Origin of the sequence: Leucobacter musarum subsp. musarum (assembly GCF_001273845.1) — a bacterium.
Classification (GTDB): Bacteria; Actinomycetota; Actinomycetes; order Actinomycetales; family Microbacteriaceae; genus Leucobacter; species Leucobacter musarum.
In genome coordinates, this window is sequence record NZ_JHBW01000086.1 from 111,676 (window position 1) to 137,303 (window position 25,628).

Consider the following 25,628-nt stretch of genomic DNA (forward strand, 5'->3'; position numbering starts at 1 on the left):
GCTCAGTAGCTGTAGGGGTCGTACCCCGAGTCGAACCCTGAGAACGCGGCTCCGAGCGACGCGATCATCGTGATCACGAAGCCGACGTACAGCACGACGAAGAGGGCGACGAGCACGAAGTAGGCGTAGCCGATAATGAGCCCGGTGAGTGCGATGCCGCGGCCGGCGTCGCCCGTGCGCTTGATCTGGCTCAGGCCCATGTGGCCGAACACGATTGCGGCGACCGGAGCGATGAACGCGAGGATGATCGCGAGCAGCGCGAAGGTGTTCGTCTGCGCGAGGGTGGTCGCCGTCGAGGCGGGCACGGGCTGTCGGTAGGGCTGTGCGGCATACCCCGTCGGCGCTCCGTATGGCGCCGCTGCGCCAGCAGGGGCGGGAGCTGCGGGGGCCTGCGGGAACGACTGCGTCGGCGCGGCAGACTGGGCGAGATCGGGGAGCGGGGTCGTCGGCTGCTCCGGGTACTGGGGTGTGGACATTGCGGCTCCTCCAGAACGATTCGGTGCGACGGACCCGTCGAGGCGCCATCGCGGGCTTACTCCACATTGTAAGCGCGGCGTTCGCTGTCGGCGATCCTGGCTGACACGGTTGGCACTCCCCTTGCACGAGTGCCAACCGGAGCCATAGACTCGGACCTAGACGCGCTCGCATGGGGTGAGCGCGAACTCACTTTCAGACATTGGAAAGAGGTCAACCGTGTCGGTCGCCATCAAGCCGCTCGAAGATCGAATCGTTATCAAGCAGGTCGAGGCAGAGCAGACCACCGCTTCCGGTCTCGTCATTCCCGATAGCGCCAAGGAGAAGCCCCAGGAGGGCGAGGTCGTCGCAGTGGGCCCGGGCCGCGTTTCTGACGCAGGCACCCGCATTCCGCTCGACGTCACCGTGGGTGACGTCGTGATCTACTCGAAGTTCGGCGGCACCGAGGTCAAGGTCGGCGGCGACGACTACCTCGTGCTCTCGGCTCGCGACATTCTCGCGGTCGTCACGCGCTAAATATCGCGTTTTCGCGCAGCGGCCCCGATGATCCGGACGGATCGTCGGGGCCGCTGTCGTGTATGCGGCGTCGGCGGTCGTAGACTGATTCGATGGGGCAGACGCGTGCAGGGCTCGGATTCGGACTCGGCGCGTACCTCTGGTGGGGCGCATTCCCGTTCTACTTCGGCCTCATCGCGATGGTCGGTCCGTTCGAAGTGGTGCCGTGGCGCGTCGCCACCTCGTTGATCTTCTGCGCGCTGCTCGTCACCGCGACGCGCAAGTGGGCTCAGGTACTGACGATCCTGCGCACCCCGCGTCTGCTCGGCTGGTTCGCCCTCTCCGCGCTGTTCTTGTATGCGAACTGGCAGATTTTCGTCATTGGCGTCATGACCGGGCACGTGCTCGAGACGGCACTTGGCTACTTCATCAACCCTCTCTTCACGATCCTCATCGGCGTCATCGTGCGCAAAGAACGCCTGACTCGCTTGCAATGGGTCGCCGTGGGCATCGCCGGCGTCGGGGTGCTCATCGCCGCGATCGCGTACGGATCGTTCCCGTGGATCGCGCTCGGTATCGCGCTCTCGTTCGGTCTGTACGGTGCGGTGCACAAGCACGCGGGGGAGTCGGTCAACGGCATCACCGGCCTCACGGTCGAGACGATCGCCACGCTGCCGATCGCCGCCGTGCAGCTCGCCATCATCGCCGCGACGACAGGGATCACCGCATTCTCGTTCGGTGCGGATATCACCGTGCTCGTGCTGCTCAGCGGCATCGCGACCGCAGTGCCGTTGATTCTATTCGGCGAGGCCACGCGGCGGTTGCCGCTGTCGTACATCGGATTCCTGCAGTTCCTCACACCGATCCTCAGTTTCCTCTACGGCACGTTCGTGACGCATGAGGAGATTACGGTCGGTCGTTGGATCGGCTTCATCGGAGTATGGATCGCGCTCGTGATCCTCATCATCGACATGGTGCGCACACTGCGCCGTTCGCCGTCGGCGCAGGTGACCACCGCCCCCATACCTTTAGACTGAGATGCAGCACGGGTGCCGCATCCGGCGACCCGCGAATCTCTGACAGACCCACTCCCAGATAGATAGAGGTTCCATGGAACAGCGTGACCCCTTCGCGTTCACCGGCCTGACCTACGACGATGTGCTGCTGTTGCCGGCGCACACCGACGTCATCCCGAGCGAGGCGGATACGTCCACTCAGCTCACGCGGCGCATCCGCCTGAACATCCCGCTGATCTCTGCGGCGATGGACACGGTCACCGAAACCCGCATGGCGGTGGCCATGGCGCGCAACGGCGGCCTCGGCATTCTGCACCGCAACCTCTCGATTCAGGATCAGGCCGAGATGGTCGACCGGGTGAAGCGCAGTGAAGCCGGCATGATCACGAACCCCGTGACGACGTCGGTCGACGCGACGGTGGCCGAGGTCGACGCGCTGTGCGGCGAGTACCGCGTCTCGGGGCTGCCCGTCGTCGATTCGAACGATGTGCTGCTCGGCATCATTACGAACCGCGACATGCGATTCATCGACCCGAAGGATCGCTCGCAGGTGCGGGTGGCCGACGCCATGACGAAGATGCCGCTGATCACCGGCCCGCGTGGCATCTCGCGCGAAGACGCGGCAGCGATCTTCCGGCAGCACAAGATCGAGAAGCTGCCCCTGGTCGACGGCGAGGGGCGACTCACCGGGCTCATCACGGTCAAAGACTTCGACAAAGAAGAGCAGTACCCGCTCGCGACCAAAGACGAGGCGGGTCGACTTCGCGTCGGCGCGGCCGTCGGCTTCTTCGGCGATGCGTGGAAGCGCGCGGGCGCACTGGTCGATGCGGGGGTCGACGTGCTCGTCGTCGACACCGCGAACGGTGACAGCAAGGGCGTGCTCGACATCATCGCCAAGATCAAGGCCGACCCGGCGTTCGCCGCGGTCGACGTGATCGGCGGCAACGTCGCGACCTACTCGGGCGCCAAGGCGATTGTCGACGCCGGCGCCGACGCGGTGAAGGTGGGCGTCGGACCCGGCTCCATCTGCACCACGCGCGTCATCGCGGGCGTGGGCGTGCCCCAGGTGACCGCGGTCTATGAGGCGGCGAAGGCTGCGACGCCGGCCGGTGTGCCGGTCATCGCCGATGGCGGGCTGCAGTATTCCGGCGACATTGCGAAGGCACTCGTTGCGGGCGCATCATCGGTGATGATGGGTTCCCTGCTCGCGGGCACCGATGAGAGCCCTGGCGACCTGGTATTCGTCGGGGGCAAGCAGTTCAAGAACTACCGCGGCATGGGATCGCTCGGCGCGCTGCAGACGCGCGGCGAGCGCACTTCGTACTCCAAAGACCGCTACTTCCAGGCCGACGTGCCGAGCGACGAGAAGCTGATTCCCGAGGGCATCGAGGGCCAGGTGCCTTACCGCGGCCCGGTGGGCGCCGTCAGCCATCAGATGATCGGTGGCCTGCGGCAGTCGATGTTCTACGTGGGTGCGCGCACCATCGTCGATCTCAAGGAGCGCGGCAACTTCGTGCGCATCACCGCAGCGGGGCTCAAGGAGTCGCACCCGCACGACGTGCAGATGGTCGTCGAGGCGCCGAACTACAAGCGCTAAGCCGTACGCACCGCGGGCCCGGATCGGATTCGATCCGGGCCCGCGGTGTATCCGGCCGGATCACCGACAGGCGTAGTGGCACCGCGCCGAGGGTGAACCGGCGGGTGAAGTTCCGACTCGGCACTGCTGCAGTGGCGTCCGCATCACTAGGCTCGCGCTCATGGCTTTTTCTCAGGAAACGCATCCGACGTTCAGATTCGCGTGGCGTCGATGGAGCGGCGCGATGCTCGCGTGTGCGCTCGTCACCGGTCTTGCCGTGTCGGCGATCGGAGTTCCGGCGCCGGCGCACGCGGTGAGCGATGCGGAGCCAGCGACCACCGCACCGATCACCGAAGCGCTCGACGCCCCGGTCGAGGGGGCGATTCCAGAAGATGCGGCTCCTGCAGATCCGGCTCCGTCGACCGAGTCAGCGCCCGAGGCCGAATTCGCTGCACCGGGTGTGTCGTTGTCGCCGGCCAACATCGAACTCGGGGACGCCGCGGTCACCGTCGCCGTGCAGATCACCTATGCGCCGGGTGATCCCGCAGCCGATCGTGAACCATTCAGTGAACTGCGCAACGGCACTGCGGTGAAGTCGGTCGCGGGGTGGCAGCGGTTGACGGGAGAGACCGGCGAACTCACGTGGACGGCGTCGGTGACGTTCGACGGCAGCGACCGAGTCGGGATCTGGACCCTGACGGGCCCTGACCCGCTGCTCACCGGAACGCTCATGGCGCTGCCCGAAATGCTGCGCGCCACCGCCGCGCCGACCGTGTCAGGTACCTTCGCGGTAGGCTCGACCCTGCAGGCGACCTCAGGCACCTGGGCGCCGAGCGTGCCGCAGGCGCCGAACGTCACACTGCAGTGGCTCCGGGGCGGCGAGGCGATCCCGAATGCGACCGCGGCAACGTACACCCTGACGGCGGCGGACGCTCAGGCGAAGATCAGCGTGCGCGCCACGGCGACGCGCACAATTCCGGGGATCGATACTCCCGTCACCGCAGTGTCGACCTCGCCAGAGCGCGCGATCAGGGTGGGCCAGACGCAGGCGGGTCAGGTCGCGATCAGCGGCCCCCCGCAGATGGCGCAAGACCTCACCGCGAAGACATCGGGATGGGCGTCGGGTTCGACACTGAGCTACCAGTGGAAGCGCAACGGAGCAGCGATTCCGGGGGCGACGCAGAACCGCTACCGGCTGGTTGCGGGTGACGTGAATCGTGCCATCTCGGTGACCGTCACCGGGCGACTGGCGGGGTACTCTGACGTCTCACGCACCTCGGCAGCCTCGAAAGTTGTCGTTGCGGCCGCACTCCGCACCGCGACCCCGAAGATCACGGGCACCGCGGTCGTCGGAAAGAAGCTGCAAGCGAGCGCGGGCACCTGGACCACCGGGGCTAAGCTCACCTACCAGTGGAAGCGCAACGGTGCTGCGATCCGCGGCGCCACGAAATCGTCGTACACGCTCGTCGCGGCCGATGGCGGGGCCCGGGTCACGGTCGCCGTCACCGGGTCACTTGCCGGCTACCGCAACGCCAGCACCACCTCCGCGGCGAAGTCCGTGCTGCGCCTGCTCGCTCCCGTCACCCCGAAGCTGGTCGGCACCGCTCAGGTGGGGTCGACCGTGAGTGCGCAGACGGGCTCGTGGAAGCCGGTCTCGCCGAAATACTCCTATCAGTGGCTGCGCGACGGCTCTGCCATTCGGGGCGCGACGGGAGCGAGCTACCGCGTCGCCTCTGTCGACGCTGGGAAGACCCTTTCGGTGCGGGTGACCGGCACGAAATCGGGGTACCAGACCGCGAGCCGCACCTCGGCCGTGAAACGGGTGCCCAAGGTACTGAAAGCCGGGAACCCGCGCATTTCGGGGAGCGCCACGGTGGGGTCGAAGCTCTCGGGCTCGGCGGGCTCGTGGACGGCCGGCACCACGCTGCGCTACCAGTGGTATCGCAGTGGCACGGCCGTGCCCGGTGCCACGGGCACGAGCTACTGGGTGGGTGCGGCCGATGTCGGCCACACCATCACGCTGTACGTCGCCGGATCGAAGAGTGGCTACGTCTCGACCGCGCGTTCGACCGGCCCGACGCGCGTCGTGAGCTATCCCAGCCGCACGACCCCGTACGGCTGGGATTGCCCGGCCTGGGCGCCGATCAAGGGCAACGCCAGTTCGTGGATCTACCACGTGCCGGGCGGGGCGTACTACTCGCGGACAAAGCCCGAGGAGTGCTTCGCGACCAGGTGGGCTGCCGAACAAGCCGGGTACCGCGCGTCGATGCGCTGAGCCGGGCGGGCCTCGGGCTCGGGTCGCCATCGATTCGAGCCTGCGGTCAGTTCGGTACCCCCTGGATACCCTGCCGCGCTCGGCGCGTTCAGTCCGCTCCAGATAGACTGGTCGGGTGAGCAACGAGATCGAGATCGGGCGCGGCAAGCGTGCACGCCGCGTGTACACCTTCGATGAGATCGGCATCGTGCCCACGCGGCGCACGCGCGATCCTGAACTCGTCTCGACCTCCTGGTCGATCGACGCGTTCCACTTCGACATTCCGGTGCTTGGCGCACCCATGGACTCCGTCATGTCGCCGGCCGCGGCCATCGCGCTCGGTGAGCTCGGCGGCCTCGGGGTGCTCAACCTCGAGGGCTTGTGGACGCGTCACGAGAACCCCGAGCCGCTGCTCGAGGAACTGGCGCAGATCACTGACGAGCGCGCCGCCATCGCACGTATGCGCGAACTGTACGCCGCGCCGATCCAGCCCGAGCTCATCACGGCACGACTGAGCGAGATTCGCGAAGCCGGCGTCACGGTCGCCGGTGCGCTGTCGCCGCATCGCACCGCCGAGTTCACCGATACCGTCGTCAAGGCTGGTGTCGACCTGTTCGTGATCCGCGGCAACACGGTGTCTGCGGAGCACGTCTCCGAAGAGGGGCGCGAACCGCTCAACCTCAAAGAATTCATCTACGAACTCGATGTACCGGTCATCGTCGGCGGCGCAGCGACCTATCAGTCAGCACTGCACCTCATGCGCACCGGAGCCGCGGGCGTGCTCGTCGGGTTCGGCGGGGGAGCCTCGTCTACGACGCGCGCCACGCTGGGTATTCGCGCTCCAATGGCAAGCGCGATCGCCGATGTTGCGGGCGCTCGCTCCGATTACCTCGATGAGTCGGGTGGCCGGTATGTGCACGTCATCGCCGACGGCGGCCTCGGCACGTCGGGAGACCTGATCAAGGCGATCGCCTGCGGCGCAGACGCCGTCATGCTCGGTGCCGCACTGGCAAAGGCCTCTGATGCTCCCGGTCGCGGGTGGCACTGGGGGCAGGAAGCGCATCACGAAGATCTTCCGCGCGGCAAGCGCGTCGCGGTCGAGCCAGTGGCTCCCCTTGCCGAGATCGTGAACGGCCCCGCGCACGTCGTCGATGGGAGCGCGAACCTTGTCGGCGCGCTGCGCCGGGCGATGGCGACGACCGGCTACTCGGAGCTCAAGGAGTTCCAGCGCGTCGGCGTCGTATACGCCGAGCGCTAAGCGAGCATTTTGGCACGCAGTAAGCCGGAGTACCTGGGCGAGCCGACGCTCGCTCAGGTCATGTGGCGACCGCGCTGGATCCTGGCACTGCTGCTCGCGCTCGGCATCGCCGTCGCTTTCGCCGCGCTCGCGCAGTGGCAGGCGGGGGTTGCCGTGCAGAATCAGACGCAGCAGCAGGTGGATACCGAGACGGTGCGCCCGCTGTCGGAAGTCACGTCGTTCGACCGGGGCGTTACCGACGCGGGGGCCGGGGTCGTCGTGCAACTCGACGGAGCATTCGCGCCCGAAGACTTCTCAGTGGTGTCGCCGCGCGATAACGATGGCCGCACCGGAGCCTGGGTCGTGGGGCACCTCATCACCAGCGGCGAGCACGCCGAGGCAGGCGCGAGCCTGTCGGTCGCGGTGGGGTGGGCGCCCAGCGCCGACGACGCGCGCCGCATCGCCGAGGAACTGTCGGGTGATCCCGCATTCGCTGCCACCGCATCGCTCACCGGGCGATACATGCCGCCGGAGGGGCCGCAGGTGCCTGATCGCGATGAAGATCCGCAGACCCAGCACACCATGGTGCCCGCCGCGCTCGCCAATCAGTGGCAGGTCGTCGACGGCCCCGTCTACTCGGGGTATCTGGTGCTGCACGATGACTCGGGCTCGCGGCCGTTGCTCGACGCAGCCGGCCTCGATCCTGTCGATTCGGTCGCGCCGCTGCCGGCCGAGACCGTCAACTGGTTGAACGTCTTCTACGCGATCGAATGGGTCGTGTTCGCCGGGTTCGCCATCTTCTTCTGGTACCGCCTCGCGCGGGATGCGTGGGAGAAGGAACACGAACTCATGCTGCTCGAAGCCGGCGCAGACGCCGAATCTGACTCCTAACCCCTCCTCCGACGTCGTGCGAGCGGTGTCAGAGGCCCGCCGTAGAATGGATCCCATGCAGTTGCAGCCCAAGCCCGCCGATTTCCCGCGCATCCGTAAAGCGCTGAGCTTCTACAAGGTCACCTCGGTGATCACCGGCGTCATGCTGTTGCTGCTGTGCGCAGTCATGGTGATGAAGTACGCGTTCAACGTGCAGCTGTTCCTCTTCACCCCCGACGGGTTCGCGCACTTCTACGAACTCGCTCCCGAGGGGCTCGAATCCGACTTCCAGGCGAACGGGTTCGATCTGTTCAAAGCGATTCTCATCGCCCACGGCTGGTTCTACGTCGTGTACCTGATCTCCGACTTCCTGCTGTGGAGCCCGATGCGCTGGGGCTTCGGCAAGTTCCTGCTCATCGCTCTCGGCGGTGTGATTCCGTTCATGTCGTTCTTCCTCGAGGCGCGCATCGTGCGCCAGGTGAACGGCACTCTCGCAACACTCGGGAACGCGACCGACTCGGCCGCCGGCCCCGCCTCGACCTCATCCGCTGCGGCCTCGTCCGCGACTTCCTGAAAGGCTCACTGGAGCGAACATGACGATTCAGTCGGAACAGCCGGGGCACCGCCCCGTACTCGTCGTCGATTTCGGTGCGCAGTACGCGCAGCTGATCGCGCGACGCGTGCGCGAGGCCGGAGTGTATTCGGAGCTCGTACCTCACACCATCACCGCGGCAGAGGTGCAGGCGCGCAACCCGCTCGGCATCGTGCTCTCGGGCGGGCCGTCATCGGTCTACGAAGAGGGCGCACCGTCATTCGATGACAGCGTCTTCGAGCTTGGCGTTCCCGTGCTCGGCATCTGCTATGGCTTCCAGGTGATGGCCCGTGCACTCGGCGGCACCGTCGGCAACACCGGCGACCGCGAGTACGGCGCCACCGATGCGACGCTCGTCGGCGACGGTGGCGCGATTCTCGGCGGCCAGCCGGCGGAGCAGAACGTCTGGATGAGCCACGGCGACGCCGTGCAAGAGGCCCCCGAGGGCTTTGAGGTGCTCGCGAAGACCGCAGTGACCCCGGTCGCTGCTTTCGGTTCGGCCGAGCGCAAGCTCTACGGTGTGCAGTGGCACCCTGAAGTGAAGCACTCGGATCACGGCCAGAAGATCCTCGAGAACTTCCTGCACCACGTCGCCGGCATCGCGCCCGACTGGAACGCCGGCAACGTCATCGCCGAGCAGATCGACCTCATCCGCAAGCAGGTCGGCAACGCACGCGTCATCTCCGCACTGTCGGGCGGCGTCGACTCGGCCGTCTCGACCGCGCTCGTGCACGAGGCGATCGGCGACCAGCTCACCGCGGTGTTCGTCGATCACGGGCTGCTGCGCAAGGGCGAGCGCGAGCAGGTCGAGAAAGACTACGTCGAGTCGACGGGTGTGCGCCTCATCACGGTGGAGGCCGCAGACACGTTCCTGGGTCACCTCGCGGGCGTCACCGACCCCGAAGAGAAGCGCAAGATCATCGGCCGCGAATTCATTCGCGCGTTCGAGCAGGTGCAGCGCGACCTGGTCGCTGAGGCCAAAGCCGAGGGCGAACCCATCAAGTTCCTCGTGCAGGGCACGTTGTACCCCGATGTCGTTGAGTCCGGCGGCGGCTCGGGCACTGCGAACATCAAGTCTCACCACAACGTCGGCGGCCTGCCTGAAGACCTCGACTTCGAGCTGATCGAACCGTTGCGCGCCCTCTTTAAAGACGAGGTGCGTGCGATCGGCCGTGAGCTCGGTATTCCCGAAGCGATCGTCGGTCGCCAGCCGTTCCCCGGCCCCGGCCTCGGCATTCGCATCGTCGGTGAAGTCACCCGCGAGCGCCTCGAGGTACTGCGCGAGGCCGACGCGATCGCTCGCGCCGAACTGACGGCCGCCGGTCTCGACAACTCGATCTGGCAGTGCCCGGTCGTGCTGCTCGCCGACGTGCGCTCCGTGGGCGTGCAGGGCGATGGCCGCACGTACGGTCACCCGATCGTGCTGCGCCCGGTCTCGTCGGAAGACGCGATGACCGCCGACTGGACCCGCGTGCCCTACGACGTGCTGGCTCGCATCTCGAACCGCATCACCAACCAGGTTCCGGAGGTCAACCGAGTGGTGCTCGACGTCACGTCGAAGCCGCCGGGAACCATTGAGTGGGAGTGAGCGTGTAGGGATTGCCCATTTCTGGGCAATCCTCGCTCACTCCGAGATCGTCTCGGTCTCGGTCCGCTCGTAGAGCGGGAAGGCGAGAGCCCGGCTTCGGCCGGGCTCTTCCCGTTTCACCGGTGATAACCACGCGTGGTCAGAGCGACCACCGGCCCGCGAATGCTCCCTTTCTCGCCGAGCGCCTCTGAAGTGCGCGTGCACATGGCAGGGGTTCGGCGAGAAAGGGAGCATTCGGCGTTCGGAGCTCCCGCCCGCACGCACGAAAACGGGCCCGGCGCCGAAGCGCCGAGCCCGTTTGTGTGCGTTGCGAATCGCTAGTTGTTGCCGCGCAGAATCGCGAGGATGCGCAGGATCTCGACGTACAGCCAGATCAGCGTCACCATGAGGCCGAAGGCCGCCGACCAGGCCCACTTCTCGGGCACGCGGTTGCGCACGCCGTTCTGGATCAGCTCGAAGTCCATGACCAGCGAGTAAGCGGCCAGCAACACGGCGAGGCCGCCGATGACGACGCCCAGCGGAATACCGAAGATCGTTGCACCGCGCATGCCCCACGGATCCTGGTTGACGCCGGTGAGCATGAGCACGACATTGACGACCGAGAATGCGAGGTACCCGAAGATCGCGACCATGAAGATCTTGTTCATCTTGGGGCTGGTGCGCACCTTGCCGCTGCGGAAGAGCAGCAGCGTCACACCGAATACAGCGAGTGTGCCGATGATCGCCTGCGAAACGATGCCCGACCACTGCGATTCGAAGATGCCCGAGATGCCGCCGAGGAAGACGCCCTGGAACACTGCGTACAGCACGATGAGGGGCACGCTGGGCTGCTTCTTGAACGAGTTTACGAGGCCGAGCACCAGGCCGATGATCGCGGCCGGGAGCGCGAGAGCCGGAACGAACCAGCCAACCGCACCGAATGCGAGCACGATGACGAACAGCAGCACGGTCTTGGAGATCGTGTTCTCGTAGGTCATCGGCTTGTCGGAGGGCGCGACCACGGGGGGCTGCTGCGCTCCGAAGCCGGCGTCGGTGGCGGGCGTATCGACACCCGGGCGCTGCGTCTGCGCAGCGGGCTGGTCGTAAATGCGGCGCAGCTCGTCAGCGGTAAGTGTCTTACCGTTGAGTGCGGGGTTGTTACTGAGAGCCGGATTGCTCATGCGTCGGAATCCTTTCCAGGCGTATGGGACACGCCCAGTCTACGGAGTGAGCGCTTCGGATGCGCTGTGACTTTTGGACGCCGTTCACCCAGGGCGTAGCGCCGCAGCTCTAGGCTGGGCACATGGTCAGCTCACGCCCCAGCCCACTTGTCATCGGTCATCGCGGGGCATCTGGATACCGCCCGGAGCATACGTTCTCCGCTTACCGTCTCGCGTGCGAGCTCGGCGCTGATTTGGTCGAGCCCGACATCGTTGCGACGAGCGATGGAGTGCTGGTCGTGCGGCACGAGAATGAGATCTCTGGGACGACGGACGTGGCGGATCACCCGGAGTTCGCCGACCGCCGCACGTCGAAGGTGGTGGACGGCGAGCGGCTCGAGGGCTGGTTCACCGAAGACTTCACCTGGGCTGAGCTCGAAACGCTGCGCAGCAGAGAGCGGATGCCGCGTGTGCGCCCCGACAACACCGCGTTCGATGGGCAGGAGGGGATCCTGCGCCTGAGTGACGTCTTTGCGGTGGTCGATGCGCAGAGCGCAGCGCTCGATCGTGAGATCGGGGTCGTGGTCGAGGTGAAGCACGCGCGCTTCTATGCCGATCGCGGCATCGATCTCGCTGCGCTCCTCATCACCGCGCTCGCTGCCACCGGATGGGACGACCGGCCGGATCGCCTGGTCATCGAATCATTCGAGCTCGGCGTGCTCGACCGCCTGTGCGAGGCAGGCGTACGCGCCGCATTTGTCTTTCTCGCTGAGCACTTCGGGTCACCGGCAGACGAGCCAGTCGGCGCTGCACCGCCGCGCAGCTACGCCTGGTACCGCAGTGACGCCGGTCTCGATGCGCTCGCGGCGCGCGTGCACGGCATCAGTGTGGCCAAAGAGAACCTGCTGCGCCGTGATGTGCTGGGCCGGGCGATCGGGCCGACCAACCTCGTCGACCGTGCTCATGCGCGCGGCCTTCGGGTGTTCACCTGGACGCTGCGACCCGAGAACCGTTCGCTCAACGCGCGCTTCCAGACCGATGCGGGGCGCATCGAATGGGGCGACTGGCATTCCGAGTTCGCGATGATCGCGGCCTCGGGAGTCGACGGCATCTTCGTGGATCACCCGGATCTCGGCGTGATGATCCGCGACGGCGTTACGAAGACCTCGGTGGGGTGACGCGTCTGCCGCGCACCAGCACCACGGCGAGCGCGAGTGCTGCGGTGCCCGTGGCTGCGGTCGCGAGGCCGAGCGCATCGACGGTGACCCAGAACGCGCCGCCGAAGGCCGCGAGGGCGGCGATGCACACGGCGACGTCGCCCGCTTTCCGTGACGCATAACCCGCGGGCACCTGTTCGAACCGCGCGAGTGGCACGGCGAGGGCGATGACGGCGGCGACCACGACGAGGTAGACGATCGGTCGAGTCGCCCACCACACCGGAGACGCGGGTGTCGGCCCGCCGCCGGGCAACAGCAGCCCGAGACCGGTGATCGCGATGATCAGGGGCAGATGCCACAGGTACACCGTCATCGCACGCGCTCCGATGAGGTACGCAACCCCCTGCACGGGGCGCAGCCGCATGACGGAGCGCAGCACGGGTCGCAGCACCTCGAAGAGCGCGAGCTGGGCGATGCCGAGGAACACCAGCGAAACGGTCGGCGGGTTGAGATTCTGCAGCATATCTGCCGAGTCCCAACCCGCGGCGACGCTGGCTCCCAGCGCGGCGTAGGCGGCCGCAGCGATGGCAACGAGCAGCCACACCCCACCTGGCCGGGCGCGAAGTCGCTCGGTCGATCCGTCGAGCAGCACGAATCCGAGCTGCTGCACGAACCACCACACGAACGCAAAGTTCAGCCAGCCGAAAGCCTCGATTCCGGTGGCGATTCGGATCGCATCGACGCCGATCGCCAACATGGCAAGGGCGATCGGCGTCTGCCACCGCCAGCGCGCATGCAGTGCGGCGAAGATCGGCACGATGCACTGCGCGAGCAGAAACGCGGCGAGAAACCAGATCGGCGTTCCTGCACCGGAGGCGACGGCGTCGAGCAGTGCCGCATCGATGCCTGCGGCACGGCCCGCGAGCAGCACGACGAGCCAGAAGACGAAGAACGGAAGCGCTGGGCGGGCGAGCCGCACGACGCGTCCGCGCACGTAGGCCATCGCGGTGGCCCCGCGGGCGTGCGAGCTGCGCCACGAACGAAGCCCGGTGAACCCGCCGAGCAGAAAGAAGAGCGGCATGATCTGGCCCACCCAAGTGGCCGCCGAGAACCAGGGCTGCGCCTCGAGCGGTCGCGAGAGCTGCACCCCGTTCGTTCCGACGGTGGCGCCGATCATCAAGAGATGGATCAGGACGACCAGCAGCAGGCTCCCGATACGCGCCGCATCGATGGACAGGTCACGATCGGCAGGAACAATGACCTGCCGCGGGCGCGCATCGGGTCGAGTCACGACTCGTGATCCGCCCGTTCGCCCACCAGATTGGCGTGCATCAAGCGACGGAGCCCGTCGCCCGAGAACCCTCGGTCGAGCAGGTACCCGAGTTTCGCGGTCGCGGCTTCGACGGTAAGGTCGCCGCCGTCGATGACGCCGGCTGCGGCGAGTTCGCGGCCGACGGCGTAGCGATCGAGATCGACCCCTCCGGTCACGCACTGGGTGACCGCGACGACCGGAAGCGCGGCGCACAGCTCGCGCAGCGTGCCGAGCATGCCGGGGCGCGACATTGGCCCGTTGCCGCTGCCGTAGCACTCGAGTACGAGGCCATGCGGGCCGCCGCCGACGGCGGCGCGGAGATCGTCGGCGGTGACGGCCGGCACGAAGCGGAACGACAAGACGCGCGCGGGAGCCGATGCGGTCTCACTGCGCGGAGTGGCTGCCTCTGGCGGCACGCCAGAGCTGTGCGCTGCGAGCGGCAACTCGGCCCGGAACGCGGTGAGTGAGACGCTGTCATGCTTCGTCGTGCGCACCGCCGGCAGCAGGGAGCCACCGAAAGCGATCGCGGCGGGTGAGCCGGGGGCCGCTTTGACGGCAGCGCGAATGGCAAGCGCCAGGTTGTCATCGGCATCGGTACCGGGAGCGCCGTGCGGCAGCTGGCTGCCGGTGATGACGATGGGCACGCCGAGGTCGGCGAGTTCGAAAGCGAGGCGCGCCGCGGTGTATGCGAGCGTATCAGTGCCGTGCGTGATGACGACGCCTCGCGGGCGCTGTGTGCGCACGCGAGCGCGCACGGCGCGGGCGATCTTCGGAGCGGTTTCGGCGTCGGCGTTCGCGCTGTCGATGGCGGGGGAGAGATGGTTGACCCGATGATCGATGCCCAACGGGGCGCAGATGCGATCGACGAGGTCTTCGAGCACATCGGCGAAATCGGGATCGGGGGCGAGCCCGCCGTCGGTACTGCGCATGCCGATCGTGCCGCCGGTGGCGAAGACGAGCACGGAGGGGCGCGCGGAAACAGACATGCCTTCTATTGTGCGGGATCGCGAGGGGTCGAGCGTGCATCGCGCCGCACGCGGCCGAATGTCGGGGGCTGCTCGTAGACTGATCCGTACGATGAGCGAATTCGAACTTCTGGACCCCTCGGGCATTCCGATCGGCGGCAACGCAGGCGGCTCTGACCCGTTGGTCGACGGCCTGAACCCGGCTCAGGCGCGTGCGGTGATCGCGCGCGGGCCTGCGCTGCTGATCGTCGCCGGCGCTGGTTCGGGCAAGACCCGCGTGCTGACGCACCGCATCGCCCACTTGATTCGCGAGAAGGAGGCCTGGCCCAGCCAGATCCTCGCGATCACCTTCACCAACAAAGCCGCTGCCGAGATGCGCGAACGCATCGAGGGGCTGCTCGGCGATGCGTCGCAGGGCATGTGGATCTCGACGTTCCACTCAGCATGCGTCCGTATTCTGCGCCGCGAGGCCGAGCGTTTCGGCTACGTGTCGGGCTTCACGATTTACGACTCCGCCGACTCGCGCGCGCTACTCAAGCGCATCATCAAAGAGCTCGACGCCGACACCTATGGGTTCACGCCGGCCAATTCGGGCTCCAAGATCTCGCGTCTGAAAAACGAGCTCACCGATGCCGATAGCTACTCGAGCACGATGAACGACAGCGACCCGCGCGAGCGGCTCTTCGTCGAGATCTTCAAGATGTACGAGCAAGAGCTGCGACGGGCGAACGCGTTCGACTTCGACGACCTGATCGGGCAGACGGTTCATCTGTTCCGGGCGCACCCTGATGTCGCCGCGATCTATCAGCGACGGTTTCGGCACATTCTCGTCGATGAGTACCAAGACACCAACCATGCGCAGTATTCGCTCATTCGTGAGCTCACGCGGGCGATCGAGCCCGAAGAAGTCGAGCGGCTGGTGCCGCCCGCCCGCGATCGGGAGCTCGACGCCGACGGGCGCATCGCCGCCGCAAGCCTGACCGTGGTCGGCGACTCCGACCAGTCGATCTATGCCTTCCGCGGTGCCGACATTCGCAACATCGTCGAATTCGAGCGAGACTTCGCCCGAGCCGAAGTGGTCAAGCTCGAGCAGAACTACCGGTCCACCCAGAACATCCTGTCGGCGGCGAACGCGGTCATCGGCAACAACTTCGATCGCCAGGAGAAGCGACTCTGGACCTCGGAGGGCGACGGCGAGCGCATTGTTGGGTTCACCGGGTACTCGCAGCACGACGAAGCGCGGTTCGTCGCTGAAGAAATCGAAAATCTGCACCGGGGCGGTCTCGCCTACGGCGACGTCGCGGTGTTCTACCGCACGAACTCGCAAACGCGTGCGCTTGAAGAGCTCCTCATCCGCTCGGCGATTCCCTACCGCGTGCTCGGCGGCACGAAGTTCTACGAGCGCGCCGAAGTGAAAGATGCGATGTCGTACCTCACGAGCATCGCGAACCCCTACGATCCGATCGCCTGGTCGCGCCTCATCGGCGCACCGAAACGTGGCATTGGTGCGATGGCAGAGGCGCACCTCGCGAACTTCCAGGAGGCACACGGGCTGTCGTTCCACGAAGCGATGCTGCGCGCAGATGAAGTCTCGGCTCTTGGCCCGAAGATCAAGGGCGCTGTGCGCCAGCTCGCCGATCTGCTGACCCGAGCCGCTCGAATGGCCGTGGGCGGGGGCGCAACCGATGTCGCCGGTGAGGAAGCGGTGCCGGCGCCGGTCGGCGACCTACTGAAGCTGATCCTCGATGAGACCGAGATGATCGAGAAGCTCCGGGCGAAGCGCGATCCGCAAGACGATGCGCGGGCCGAGAACCTCGAGGAACTCGTCGCGGTGGCCCGAGAGTTCGATGCAAAGCAGCCGGGAGCAGGCCTGCTCGCGTTCCTCACCGAAGTGAGCCTGGTGGCGGCGGCCGACGACCTCGATGATTCGAGCGGCACGGTCTCGCTCATGACGATGCACACCGCGAAGGGGCTCGAATTCAAGGCGGTGTTCATCACGGGCGTCGAAGAGGGGCTGCTGCCCCATCAGATGTCGGTCGACGAAGTCGGCGGTATCAGTGAGGAGCGACGGTTGATGTACGTCGGAATCACTCGCGCCCGGGAACGCCTGTATCTCACGCTCGCCTCGACGCGTGCGACATTCGGTGACGTCTCGGTCGCGATGCCGTCGCGCTTCCTGCAAGAGATTCCCGAGGGGCTCATCGACTGGCGACAGTCGCCTGGCGAGGTGACGGGTCGCGGCGGCACCGCCTCGCGCGCGCTCAACGCTCCGCGCAGTTCGACCGCTTCCTGGTCATCGCGCACTCGCACCGATTCGTCGGTGTCGTTCGCCGGGGCCGGCAGCGGCAGCGGCTCCGGTGCTGCTGCGGTCAGCGAACCGGCCAGCGGCAACATGCAGTCGGCCCTCGACAAGTGGCGCGAACGGAAGCGTCTCGCGAAAGAAGCGCAGGCGGCCGGTGGCGGGTTCCCGAACCTCGTCGGGGGAGCGGTGCGCGACAATGGAGACCTCGAACTGGCATCGGGAGATCGCATTCAGCACGAAGAGTATGGGGTCGGCCGGGTCACCGGAATCTCTGGCATCGGTTCGAAACGCATCGCACACGTCGTCTTCGACTCCGTCGGCGAGCGCAAACTGCTGGTGAAGCTTGCTCCGATCGAAAAGGTCGACGAGTAAACGCTGCGACCTCGTTCTGAATGCCGGTGCGAGGTCGCTTCGGGATCGAGATCCGTTAGCCGAGCAGCTTGCGATACTCCTCAGCAACGCTCATGAAATCGCTCTCATCGGCATCGGTGTCGCCGCTGCCCGCCGACCAGACCGCCATCTGCGCAGACATCGCCCCGTGCACGAGCGCGAGCGCTAGCATCGACTCGCGTTCCGGTGAATCGAGCTTGGCGTGCTCGGGTCGCGCGCGCAGCCAAGCCGTCGCGACAATGTTGAGCTGATATCCCGATTCGAGCAGCGACACCATTGTCAAGCGACCCGCTTCGAGTTGCTCCGTCATGAGTCGCAGTCGATCACGCGCCACTTCGGCGTTGATGTTGCGATGCCCGATCGCCGCGAAGAGCAGGCGGAAGAGCCCGAGCGGAAGATTGTCGGGCGTGCTGTCGAGTACGGAGAACGCGAGGTCACCCTCGGGAATCTCGATCGCGCGGCCCACAATCGCGTCGTCGCGTGAGGGGAAGTAGTTGAAAAACGTGCTCCGCGAGATATCGGCCCGCTCGCAAATCGCGTCGACGGTGACATTCTCGACGCCGAGTTCGAGGGCGAGCGCGACCGCCGAAGACTCGATCGCGTTTTCGGTACGGCGGCGCTTGCGGGCGCGCAGCCCCTCGGGTGGGGCGGCCTCGATGATGCTCACGTGATTGCTCTCCCGCTGCGCCGACTCGAGCGACTCCCCGGAGTGGGAGGGGCGGCGACGCAGTGCGATCGAGTGTAATCACGATCTCTGAGAAAACGGGAACGATCCCGTCGGTAATTTAAGGACCGCGGAGGATATTCACCCCATCATTGTGTAGCCTGTGGGTCTGACAGTTGGGGAAATCGGGGGGTTTGCAACAACGTCACAGAGGAGGGGCGACCCGTGTCCTGGTTCCGCATGCTCGTGCAGAGGCAGAATGCGCACTCGTGGTATGTCTCGTTTGCGGCGTTACTCATGAGCTTGACGCTCGTGGTCGATCTGCTCTTTCACCACTACATGGCGCATCGATGGTTCATCTGGACCCTGCTCGTTGTGAGTCTCGCCGGCGGCATCGGCGCGCTGCTCTCGGGTGCACGAATTCCGCGGTGGATCGGTGTGGTTGCGGTGTGCGTGTTCTTCGTCGCTCAGGGCTACTTCCTGAGCCTGCGCGACGATCCGCAATCGGTGATTTCCTCGGTGCAGCAGTTTCCGATCGTCGCGTTCTATCTCGGGTGGTTCGTGCGGCCGAAGGTCGCCGTGCCGCTTGCCCTGCTCGGGCTCGTCGGCTTCGCCATCGTCATGTTCTCAAACCCGTTGTTTGGCGCGAACGGCAGCATCGGGGCACCCGTTGCCGTGCACGCGCTCCTAGGGCTCATCTTTTGCTACGGCGCGGGGCTGTATCTCTGGCGCAGAGAGGTGCGCATCGAGTCGGCGGATCCGCTGACGGGGGCATTGACGCGTGCACGATTCCAGGAGCGTGCCGCCCATCGCATCGAACGGGCGCGTGCACCGCTGAGTCTCGTGGCGATCGACTTCGACGATTTCAAGTCGTTGAACGACACCCACGGCCATGCGGCGGGGGATGTGGCGCTCGAAACGACGATCGGCGTCTGGTTCGAGGAAGTACGCGTCGGGGATGTCATCGGGCGCATCGGGGGAGATGAATTCGCCCTGCTGCTCCCGGCGACCGATGCGGCGACGGCGGCAGGCATTGCCGAACGGCTGCTCACGGTATCGCCTCATTCCTGGTCATGGGGAGTTGCGGAGCTCCAAGTCGGGGACGACACCGCGTCGCTGTGGCGGCGCGCGGACGCGGCGCTCTACGAGCAGAAGCGCGAGAAGCGGCAGGCGCATTATGGATAGACGCCGGTTGACCCCCGATCTCGCGAGCCTCGGCTCGGAGATATGGATGCGGTTTTTGCGCTGGCAGACCCCGTTCTCCTACATGAGCGCGGCGATACCCGCCCTGCTCGCGGTCGTCTTCGTGTCCGACCTCATCGTCGGTCACCAGCACATGAACCGCTTGATGGTGACCATGTGGCTCGTCTTCTATGGAGTCGCTACCGCGCTGCCGCTGGTACTCGGGCGCAGATACCCGTTGTGGGCAGGGGTGGTGATGTTTGCTGTGATCGAGACCTGGTCGACCTACTTCCTGCTGTTTTCTTCGCACGCGCATGCCGAGATCAATGCCCTCCTGGAACTCCCGTTCGTCGCGCTGTATCTCGGATGGTTCTATCCGCCGGTCTTCGGTCGCGTGCTCATGGTCATCGGCGTGATCCGCATGTTGATCATCCTGATGGTGAACCCGGACCTCGGTATGGGCCTCGCCGATCCGAATGTCATGGTCGGCTACGCGATCCTCATCGCGATCTTCTGCTACGTGGGGGCCCGCACGGTGCAGCGTCAGCTCCATCGTGAGGCGCGCACCGATTCGTTGACCGGCGCACTGAATCGGCGTGGACTGGGCGAGCTGGCGACGGTCGTGCGCAACCGCGCGGCGCGGGCGGGGGAGCCCGTGGCCGTCGCGATGATCGACTTCGACGATTTCAAGGGGCTCAATGATGCGGGGGGCCACATCGCCGGTGATGCCGCACTGATCGAGTCAGTCGAGGTCTGGACCGTGCTCGTGGGGATGCGCGGCACGTCGGGCCGGTCCGGTGGCCTCGTCGCACGGCTCGGCGGCGATGAGTTCGCCCTCGTGCTGCGCAGCGGGCCCAGCGAGCTCGAACAGGCGCTGGACTCGATGCGAGCGGCATCGCAGTTCGCCTGGTCGTGGGGCATCGCCGAGGCGGTTCCCGGCGAGCCCCTCGACATCGCCCTCGCACGCGCTGACGACGAGCTGCTCCGCGCGAAGCCGGCACGCGGTAAGGGTTCGATCACTTCGCGGTGATAGGCTTTTCGTCGGTCGAGCTAGCTCGACATCGAGACATTTTTCTGCCTCGGATCACCCCGACTCCCAAGCAAAGGACAGTACGTGGATCTGTACGAGTACCAGGCACGAGATCTATTCGAACGATACGAGGTGCCGGTACTCGCCGGCATCGTCGCCGACACCCCTGAAGAGGTGCGTGCGGCCGCCGAGAAGATCGGTGGCGTGGTCGTCGTGAAGGCGCAGGTAAAGGTCGGTGGCCGCGGCAAGGCCGGCGGCGTGAAGGTGGCGAAGACGCCAGACGAGGCCTTCGAGGCTGCTCAGGCCATCCTGGGGCTCGACATCAAGGGCCACACCGTTGAGCGCGTGATGGTCGCGGCGGCTGCTGATATCGCACAGGAGTTCTACTTCTCGGTGCTGCTCGATCGCGCAAACCGCACGTACCTCTCGCTTGCGTCCGTCGAGGGCGGCATGGAGATCGAGCAGCTCGCGGTCGAGAAGCCCGAGGCGCTCGCGCGCATCGCGGTCGACCCGATCACCGGCATCGACGCGGTGAAGGCTGAAGAGATCGCGCGCGCAGCGAAGTTCCCTGAGGAGCTCGTCGCCAAGGTCGTGCCCGTCTTCCAGAAGCTCTTTGCGGTGTACGCGGGTGAAGACGCGACGCTCGTCGAGGTGAACCCGCTCGTGCTCACCGGCGCAGGTGACATCGTCGCGCTCGACGGCAAGGTCTCGCTCGATGAGAACGCCGAGTTCCGCCAGCCGCAGCACGCCGAGCTCGCTGATAAGTCGGCGGAGGATCCGCTCGAGGCCAAGGCCAAGGCGCAGGATCTCAACTACGTGAAGCTCGACGGCGAGGTCGGCGTGATCGGCAACGGTGCAGGCCTCGTGATGTCGACGCTCGACGTCGTCGCCTACGCCGGTGAGAACCACGGCGGCGTCAAGCCCGCCAACTTCCTCGACATCGGCGGCGGCGCGTCGGCCGAGGTCATGGCGGCCGGGCTCGACGTCATTCTGGGCGACCCCCAGGTGAAGTCGGTGTTCGTGAACGTGTTCGGCGGCATCACGGCGTGCGACGCCGTTGCCAACGGCATCGTCGGCGCGCTCGAGAAGCTCGGCGATGCGGCGAACAAGCCGCTCGTCGTGCGCCTCGACGGCAACAACGTCGAAGAGGGCCGGGCGATCCTGAACGCAGCGGCGCACCCGCTGGTTACCCAGGCCGCCACCATGGACGAGGGCGCCGACAAGGCCGCCGAGCTCGCCAACGCCCGCTGATCCGAGACGAAAGACTGTAGGAGTAGAACCACCATGTCGATCTTCCTGAACAAGGATTCCAAGGTCATCGTCCAGGGCATCACCGGCGGCGAGGGCACCAAGCACACCGCGCGCATGCTCGCGGCGGGCACCAACATCGTTGGCGGCGTGAACGCGCGCAAGGCGGGCACCACGGTGTCGCACGTCGACGCGCAGGGCAACGCCGTCGAGCTGCCGGTGTTCGCGACCGTGGCCGAGGCCATCGCTGCGACGGGCGCCGACGTGTCGGTCGCATTCGTGCCGCCGGCCTTCACCAAGGATGCAGCCATCGAGGCCATCGATGCCCGCATCGGCCTGCTCGTCATCATCACCGAGGGTGTGCCGGTCAAGGACTCGGCCGAGCTGTGGGCGCACGCCCAGGCCACCGGCAATGAAACCCGCATCATCGGCCCGAACTGCCCCGGCATCATCACGCCGGGTGAGGCCCTCGCGGGTATCACCCCCGCGACCATCACCGGCAAGGGACCGATCGGCCTCGTGTCGAAGTCGGGCACGTTGACCTACCAGATGATGTACGAGCTGCGCGATCTAGGTTTCTCGACCGCGATCGGTATCGGCGGCGACCCGGTCATCGGCACGACGCACATCGACGCGCTCGCCGCGTTCGAGGCTGACCCCGAGACCCAGGCCATCGTGATGATCGGTGAGATCGGCGGCGACGCCGAAGAGCGCGCAGCCGAGTTCATCAAGGCCAACGTGACGAAGCCTGTCGTCGGCTACGTCGCCGGCTTCACCGCGCCCGAAGGCAAGACGATGGGCCACGCTGGCGCCATCGTCTCGGGTTCGGCCGGCACCGCTCAGGCGAAGAAGGAAGCCCTCGAGGCCGCCGGCGTCAAGGTCGGCAAGACGCCGACCGAGACCGCCGAACTGCTGCGCCAGGCATTCGCGGCACTGTAAGCAGCACTCGCCCGTCAACGGGCCGGTCACTCTCAGGTGGCCGGCCCGTTGTGCTGTTGCCGGGTGCGTGCTGAGCGCGTTGTGCCGACGGCACGCCCGCACGGGAGCGTCTCGGCTCGGCAGAACTCTCGCGGAGTAAACTTCTGACGATGAGATCCTTGGTGACCGCGGTGATCGCCGCAATCGAAGCCGCCGCGGTGGCGATCGCCGGGCTCGCCGTCGTCGCGGTTCCTGGGGTGCTGCTCTGGGTCGTGACGTTTGGGCTCTCCGCCGAACCGGCATCGGTCACGTCGGCGGTCACCGGAGTGTGGCTGCTCGCGCACTTCGTGCCGCTGCACTTCGCGGTGCCCGCCGAGGCGGCACTCGCGCTGGGGCTCGCCCCTGAAGCGCTGCAGTTCACGCTCTCCATCGCCCCGCTCGGCATCACCCTCGTCACCGTGCTGCTCGCGCTGCGCTCGGGATGGCGTTTTGCGGCTCGCGGAGGTGTGGGGGCATTCGGTGCGCTGGGCGGCGCGGCTGGGTTCGGCGGCATCGCGTTCGCGGCGGCGGCGCTCGCCGCACCAATGCTGACCTGGCCGCACGCACTTGCCGCCGCGGTTCCGGCCGCCGTATTCGGGACGTCCTCGCTCACCGCCTTCGTCGTGCGGGCCGCGATCGACGGGCACGATTGGTGGCACGCGCTGGTGCGCCAGGCGCAGCGCGGCTTGGAGGCCCTCGGCTGGTCGGGCGCGGCCTCGCTCCCGGCTCGCGGCGCCGAAGCGCTTCGGCTCGCTGCAGCATCGATCGCGCTGGTGATCGGGCTCGCCGCGGTCGCGTTCTCGATTGCCGTGATCACGAGTTACGCCGATGTCACCGCACTGACGCAAAGTCTGCAGCTCGACCCTCTCGGTTCGTTCACCGTCTTCATTTCGCAACTGGCGCTGGTGCCGACGGCGATTATCTGGAGCCTGTCTTGGCTTGCCGGGCCCGGGTTCGCGATCGGAGTCGGCAGCTCGACGACGCCGTTCGAAACGCTCCTCGGCCCGTTGCCGGCGCTGCCGATCTTCGGGGCGATCCCGTCGAGCTGGGGCGCGTTCGGTGGAGTGGCGCCCGCCATCATCGTGCTCGCCGCGATCGTGCTCGGCGTGCGGTTCGCGAGGCGGCCCGCGCAGCGCCGTTCGAGGTTGACGGTGGTGCTGGCCGCACCGGTCATCGCGAGCGTCTGCACCGGCCTCGTCGCGGTGGGGCTGGCCTCGGCCGCAGGGGGCGCGATGGGGCCGGATCGCCTGGCCGAGAACGGCCCGCACCCCTGGGCACTCGGCGGGTTTCTCGCGCTCGAGGTCGGCGCCGGGCTGCTGCTGGGTGTGCTGGCGAGTCGCATGGGTGTGCAGCAGGTGCGCTCCGCGATTCCCGAGCGCCTCACAGACGCGACGCCGGCGCTCGCGGGGTTGACGCTGGGTCGCCGTCGTCGCACTGAGCCAGTCGAGGCCGATGCCGTTTCGGCACGCCTGGCCGCTGCAGGTGCCTTCGACGCCCCAGATGCCTTCGAGACGGTGGAGCTCGAGCGGTCGCCCGTCGACGAGGACCATCTCGACGACGAGTATCGGGACGATGCGTCCGTCGACACCGGGAACGATGAGACGGCAGCGTTCGAGACCGAGCACAGCGAAAATGCAGCGTTCGAGACGGCTGAGTTCGAGACGGCGCAGTTCGAGCGAGCAGACTTCGAGACTGCGCAGATCGACGCAGACGACCTCGAGACGGCGTCGAGCGCCTCGATGCCGTCCGAGACACGGCCGGAGTCCGAGCAGACCTCGCGCGATGCCCATGCAGACCGCAGCAGCGCAGGCCAGGAGCTCAGCGAAGCCGACCTGCTCCGCGCCTACGCCTGGGACGCGGCACCCGAAACCACTGACGCATCGTCTGATGCGGAGGACCGCGGCGAGAAGCGCTCCGGTTGGCGTTGGCCGGGCGGCGGGCACTAAGGTAAGAGGGCAATCCACGGGAGTCCTGACGCGCAGGGCTGAGAGGGAGCACGCGAGCTCCGACCGTCAACCTGATCTGGTTCATGCCAGCGGAGGAAGGAAGCCCTCAATGACGCCTATCCACTTTTCCCGTCGCGCTCGACGATCGGCACTGGTCTCGGTGACGGCAGCAGCCGCATTCGGTCTTCTGCTGACGGGGTGCACCACCGGTGCCGCCGATGCAGCCGATGCGAAGACGGTGACGCTGATCGTGCACGACTCGTTCCCGAACGACGACTTCGCGAAGGCCGCGAGCGCGGCGACCGGCTACGACGTGCAGGTCGTCTCTGCGGGCGACGGCGGCGAGCTCACGAACAAGCTCGTGCTCACGAAAGGCGCCCCCGTCGCCGATGCGTTCTTCGGCGTCGACAACATTTTCGCGTCGAGGCTCGTCGATAACGGGGTGGTGACGACGTACGTGCCCGAGGCGCTTCCGAAGAGTGCACTGCAGTACGCGGTAGAAGCTGAGGGGCCGAGCGCGCTCGGCAACGAGTACGTCGAGCGCACCGGCATGATCCCGGTCGATCACGGTTCCACCTGCATCAACATCGACACCGCTTGGTTCGCCGAGCACGGCGTCGCCGAGCCGCAGACCTACGCCGATCTGGCGAAGCCTGCCTACCGTGACCTCACGGCGCTGCTCGACCCGACCGCGTCGTCGACCGGCGGTTCGTTCCTCGTCGGCACGGTGTCGGAGTTCGGCGAAGACGGATTCGCAGACTACTGGCAGCAGCTCATCGACAACGGCGCCCGCATCGAGCAGGGCTGGAGCGACGCCTATTATGGCCAGTTCACGCAGGGCGGTGAAGATGGCACGCGTCCGATCGTGCTGTCGTACGCGTCTTCGCCGGCGTTCACCGTGAATGACGCGGGCACCGCATCGAGCACCGCCGCGCTGCTTGACACCTGCACGCAGCAGGTCGAGTACGCGGGGGTGCTGCAGGGGGCCGCCAATGAGGGCGGAGCAGAGGCCGTCGTCGACTACCTCGTCTCGCCCGAGTTCCAGCAGACCATTCCTGAAGCGATGTACATGGTGCCCGTCGACAGCTCGGTGGGACTCCCCGAAGCATGGGCGAAGTTCGCTCCCGAGCCCGCTGCCGACCAGACGCACGATCTCACTTCTGCGCAGATCGAGGCCGGGCGCGAGGGGTGGCTGAAGACCCTGGGCGACCAGATCGGACTCTGACATTCTGCG

21 protein-coding genes and 1 riboswitch are annotated in these 25,628 nt (G+C 66.7%); of the genes, 16 read left to right on the plus strand and 5 right to left on the minus strand.

Features of this window, described 5'->3' with window-relative positions; genetic code table 11:
- Positions 1-2: 2 nt before the first annotated feature.
- Positions 3-476, minus strand: coding sequence for a DUF4190 domain-containing protein (locus CH42_RS08805; RefSeq protein WP_053352826.1), 474 nt, complete (start codon positions 474-476; stop codon positions 3-5).
- A 217-nt stretch (positions 477-693) separates the two neighbouring features.
- Between CH42_RS08805 and groES the strand changes: the two genes are divergently transcribed.
- From groES to guaA, 8 genes are all read left to right on the plus strand, one after another.
- A complete protein-coding gene (gene groES / locus CH42_RS08810; RefSeq protein ID WP_053352827.1) occupies positions 694-990 on the plus strand; it encodes a co-chaperone GroES in 297 nt (98 codons plus the stop codon).
- Positions 991-1,082: 92 nt separating this feature from the next.
- A complete protein-coding gene (gene rarD / locus CH42_RS08815; RefSeq protein ID WP_053352828.1) occupies positions 1,083-2,006 on the plus strand; it encodes an EamA family transporter RarD in 924 nt (307 codons plus the stop codon).
- 73 nt (positions 2,007-2,079) lie between these two features.
- Positions 2,080-3,582, plus strand: a complete 1,503-nt coding sequence (gene guaB, locus CH42_RS08820) for an IMP dehydrogenase (RefSeq protein ID WP_053352829.1) — start codon at positions 2,080-2,082, stop codon at positions 3,580-3,582.
- 160 nt (positions 3,583-3,742) lie between these two features.
- Entirely contained in the window at positions 3,743-5,836 is a 2,094-nt protein-coding gene (locus tag CH42_RS08825) for a sunset domain-containing protein (protein ID WP_156322524.1), read from the plus strand.
- 115 nt (positions 5,837-5,951) lie between these two features.
- Complete coding sequence (locus tag CH42_RS08830; protein WP_053352831.1) at positions 5,952-7,073, plus strand: GuaB3 family IMP dehydrogenase-related protein; 1,122 nt, start codon at positions 5,952-5,954, stop codon at positions 7,071-7,073.
- A gap of 9 nt (positions 7,074-7,082) precedes the next feature.
- Positions 7,083-7,943: an SURF1 family protein gene (locus CH42_RS08835; protein ID WP_239683999.1), complete on the plus strand. Its 861-nt coding sequence runs from the start codon at positions 7,083-7,085 to the stop codon at positions 7,941-7,943.
- Between the two features lie 55 nt (positions 7,944-7,998).
- A complete protein-coding gene (locus CH42_RS08840) occupies positions 7,999-8,496 on the plus strand; it encodes a DUF3817 domain-containing protein (RefSeq protein ID WP_053352832.1) in 498 nt (165 codons plus the stop codon).
- Positions 8,497-8,515: 19 nt separating this feature from the next.
- Positions 8,516-10,102: a glutamine-hydrolyzing GMP synthase gene (gene guaA, locus CH42_RS08845; RefSeq protein ID WP_053352833.1), complete on the plus strand. Its 1,587-nt coding sequence runs from the start codon at positions 8,516-8,518 to the stop codon at positions 10,100-10,102.
- Positions 10,103-10,419: 317 nt separating this feature from the next.
- Here the strand turns inward: guaA and CH42_RS08850 are convergent, their stop codons facing one another.
- A complete protein-coding gene (locus CH42_RS08850; RefSeq protein ID WP_053352834.1) occupies positions 10,420-11,262 on the minus strand; it encodes a Bax inhibitor-1/YccA family protein in 843 nt (280 codons plus the stop codon).
- A 122-nt stretch (positions 11,263-11,384) separates the two neighbouring features.
- On the opposite strand from CH42_RS08850, the gene CH42_RS08855 reads away from it, so the two are divergent.
- A complete protein-coding gene (locus tag CH42_RS08855; protein WP_053352835.1) occupies positions 11,385-12,419 on the plus strand; it encodes a glycerophosphodiester phosphodiesterase family protein in 1,035 nt (344 codons plus the stop codon).
- Here CH42_RS08855 and CH42_RS08860 read toward each other — a convergent pair.
- The gene (locus CH42_RS08860; RefSeq protein WP_053352836.1) at positions 12,397-13,689 is read right to left on the minus strand and encodes an acyltransferase family protein; all 1,293 of its coding nucleotides are present in this window, start codon (positions 13,687-13,689) and stop codon (positions 12,397-12,399) included. The two genes, CH42_RS08855 and CH42_RS08860, sit on opposite strands and share 23 nt — an antisense overlap.
- A complete protein-coding gene (locus tag CH42_RS08865) occupies positions 13,686-14,696 on the minus strand; it encodes an asparaginase (protein ID WP_075205311.1) in 1,011 nt (336 codons plus the stop codon). Before CH42_RS08865 ends, CH42_RS08860 begins: the two co-directional genes overlap by 4 nt.
- A 91-nt stretch (positions 14,697-14,787) precedes the next feature.
- Between CH42_RS08865 and CH42_RS08870 the strand changes: the two genes are divergently transcribed.
- Entirely contained in the window at positions 14,788-17,349 is a 2,562-nt protein-coding gene (locus CH42_RS08870) for an ATP-dependent helicase (RefSeq protein WP_053352837.1), read from the plus strand.
- 55 nt (positions 17,350-17,404) lie between these two features.
- On the opposite strand, the gene CH42_RS08875 is transcribed toward CH42_RS08870, so the two are convergent.
- Positions 17,405-18,034, minus strand: coding sequence for a TetR/AcrR family transcriptional regulator (locus CH42_RS08875; protein WP_053352838.1), 630 nt, complete (start codon positions 18,032-18,034; stop codon positions 17,405-17,407).
- 294 nt (positions 18,035-18,328) lie between these two features.
- Between CH42_RS08875 and CH42_RS08880 the strand changes: the two genes are divergently transcribed.
- From CH42_RS08880 to CH42_RS08905, 6 genes are all read left to right on the plus strand, one after another.
- Complete coding sequence (locus tag CH42_RS08880; protein WP_239684000.1) at positions 18,329-19,216, plus strand: GGDEF domain-containing protein; 888 nt, start codon at positions 18,329-18,331, stop codon at positions 19,214-19,216.
- A 46-nt stretch (positions 19,217-19,262) separates the two neighbouring features.
- Entirely contained in the window at positions 19,263-20,243 is a 981-nt protein-coding gene (locus CH42_RS08885; protein ID WP_239684001.1) for a GGDEF domain-containing protein, read from the plus strand.
- A gap of 84 nt (positions 20,244-20,327) precedes the next feature.
- Entirely contained in the window at positions 20,328-21,494 is a 1,167-nt protein-coding gene (gene sucC, locus CH42_RS08890) for an ADP-forming succinate--CoA ligase subunit beta (protein ID WP_053352840.1), read from the plus strand.
- A 33-nt stretch (positions 21,495-21,527) separates the two neighbouring features.
- Positions 21,528-22,430 (plus strand): succinate--CoA ligase subunit alpha, encoded by a 903-nt coding sequence (gene sucD / locus CH42_RS08895; protein WP_053352841.1) that lies wholly within the window; start codon positions 21,528-21,530, stop codon positions 22,428-22,430.
- A gap of 149 nt (positions 22,431-22,579) precedes the next feature.
- A complete protein-coding gene (locus CH42_RS08900; RefSeq protein WP_156322525.1) occupies positions 22,580-24,394 on the plus strand; it encodes a cell division protein PerM in 1,815 nt (604 codons plus the stop codon).
- Between the two features lie 6 nt (positions 24,395-24,400).
- Positions 24,401-24,509: riboswitch (TPP riboswitch) on the plus strand.
- Positions 24,504-25,619, plus strand: a complete 1,116-nt coding sequence (locus CH42_RS08905) for a thiamine ABC transporter substrate-binding protein (RefSeq protein WP_053352843.1) — start codon at positions 24,504-24,506, stop codon at positions 25,617-25,619. It overlaps the preceding riboswitch by 6 nt.
- The last annotated feature ends 9 nt before the right edge of the window (positions 25,620-25,628 follow it).

Excerpts from the sequence above, each read along its gene's own strand:
- CH42_RS08805 (WP_053352826.1), bottom strand. The coding sequence starts at position 476 with ATGTCCACACCCCAGTACCCGGAGCAGCCGACGACCCCGCTCCCCGAT.
- rarD (WP_053352828.1), top strand. The coding sequence starts at position 1,083 with ATGGGGCAGACGCGTGCAGGGCTCGGATTCGGACTCGGCGCGTACCTC.
- guaB (WP_053352829.1), top strand. The coding sequence starts at position 2,080 with ATGGAACAGCGTGACCCCTTCGCGTTCACCGGCCTGACCTACGACGAT.
- CH42_RS08825 (WP_156322524.1), top strand. The coding sequence starts at position 3,743 with ATGGCTTTTTCTCAGGAAACGCATCCGACGTTCAGATTCGCGTGGCGT.
- CH42_RS08840 (WP_053352832.1), top strand. The coding sequence starts at position 7,999 with ATGCAGTTGCAGCCCAAGCCCGCCGATTTCCCGCGCATCCGTAAAGCG.
- guaA (WP_053352833.1), top strand. The coding sequence starts at position 8,516 with ATGACGATTCAGTCGGAACAGCCGGGGCACCGCCCCGTACTCGTCGTC.
- CH42_RS08850 (WP_053352834.1), bottom strand. The coding sequence starts at position 11,262 with ATGAGCAATCCGGCTCTCAGTAACAACCCCGCACTCAACGGTAAGACA.
- CH42_RS08855 (WP_053352835.1), top strand. The coding sequence starts at position 11,385 with ATGGTCAGCTCACGCCCCAGCCCACTTGTCATCGGTCATCGCGGGGCA.
- CH42_RS08865 (WP_075205311.1), bottom strand. The coding sequence starts at position 14,696 with ATGTCTGTTTCCGCGCGCCCCTCCGTGCTCGTCTTCGCCACCGGCGGC.
- CH42_RS08870 (WP_053352837.1), top strand. The coding sequence starts at position 14,788 with ATGAGCGAATTCGAACTTCTGGACCCCTCGGGCATTCCGATCGGCGGC.
- CH42_RS08880 (WP_239684000.1), top strand. The coding sequence starts at position 18,329 with ATGAGCTTGACGCTCGTGGTCGATCTGCTCTTTCACCACTACATGGCG.
- CH42_RS08885 (WP_239684001.1), top strand. The coding sequence starts at position 19,263 with ATGCGGTTTTTGCGCTGGCAGACCCCGTTCTCCTACATGAGCGCGGCG.
- sucD (WP_053352841.1), top strand. The coding sequence starts at position 21,528 with ATGTCGATCTTCCTGAACAAGGATTCCAAGGTCATCGTCCAGGGCATC.
- CH42_RS08900 (WP_156322525.1), top strand. The coding sequence starts at position 22,580 with ATGAGATCCTTGGTGACCGCGGTGATCGCCGCAATCGAAGCCGCCGCG.
- CH42_RS08905 (WP_053352843.1), top strand. The coding sequence starts at position 24,504 with ATGACGCCTATCCACTTTTCCCGTCGCGCTCGACGATCGGCACTGGTC.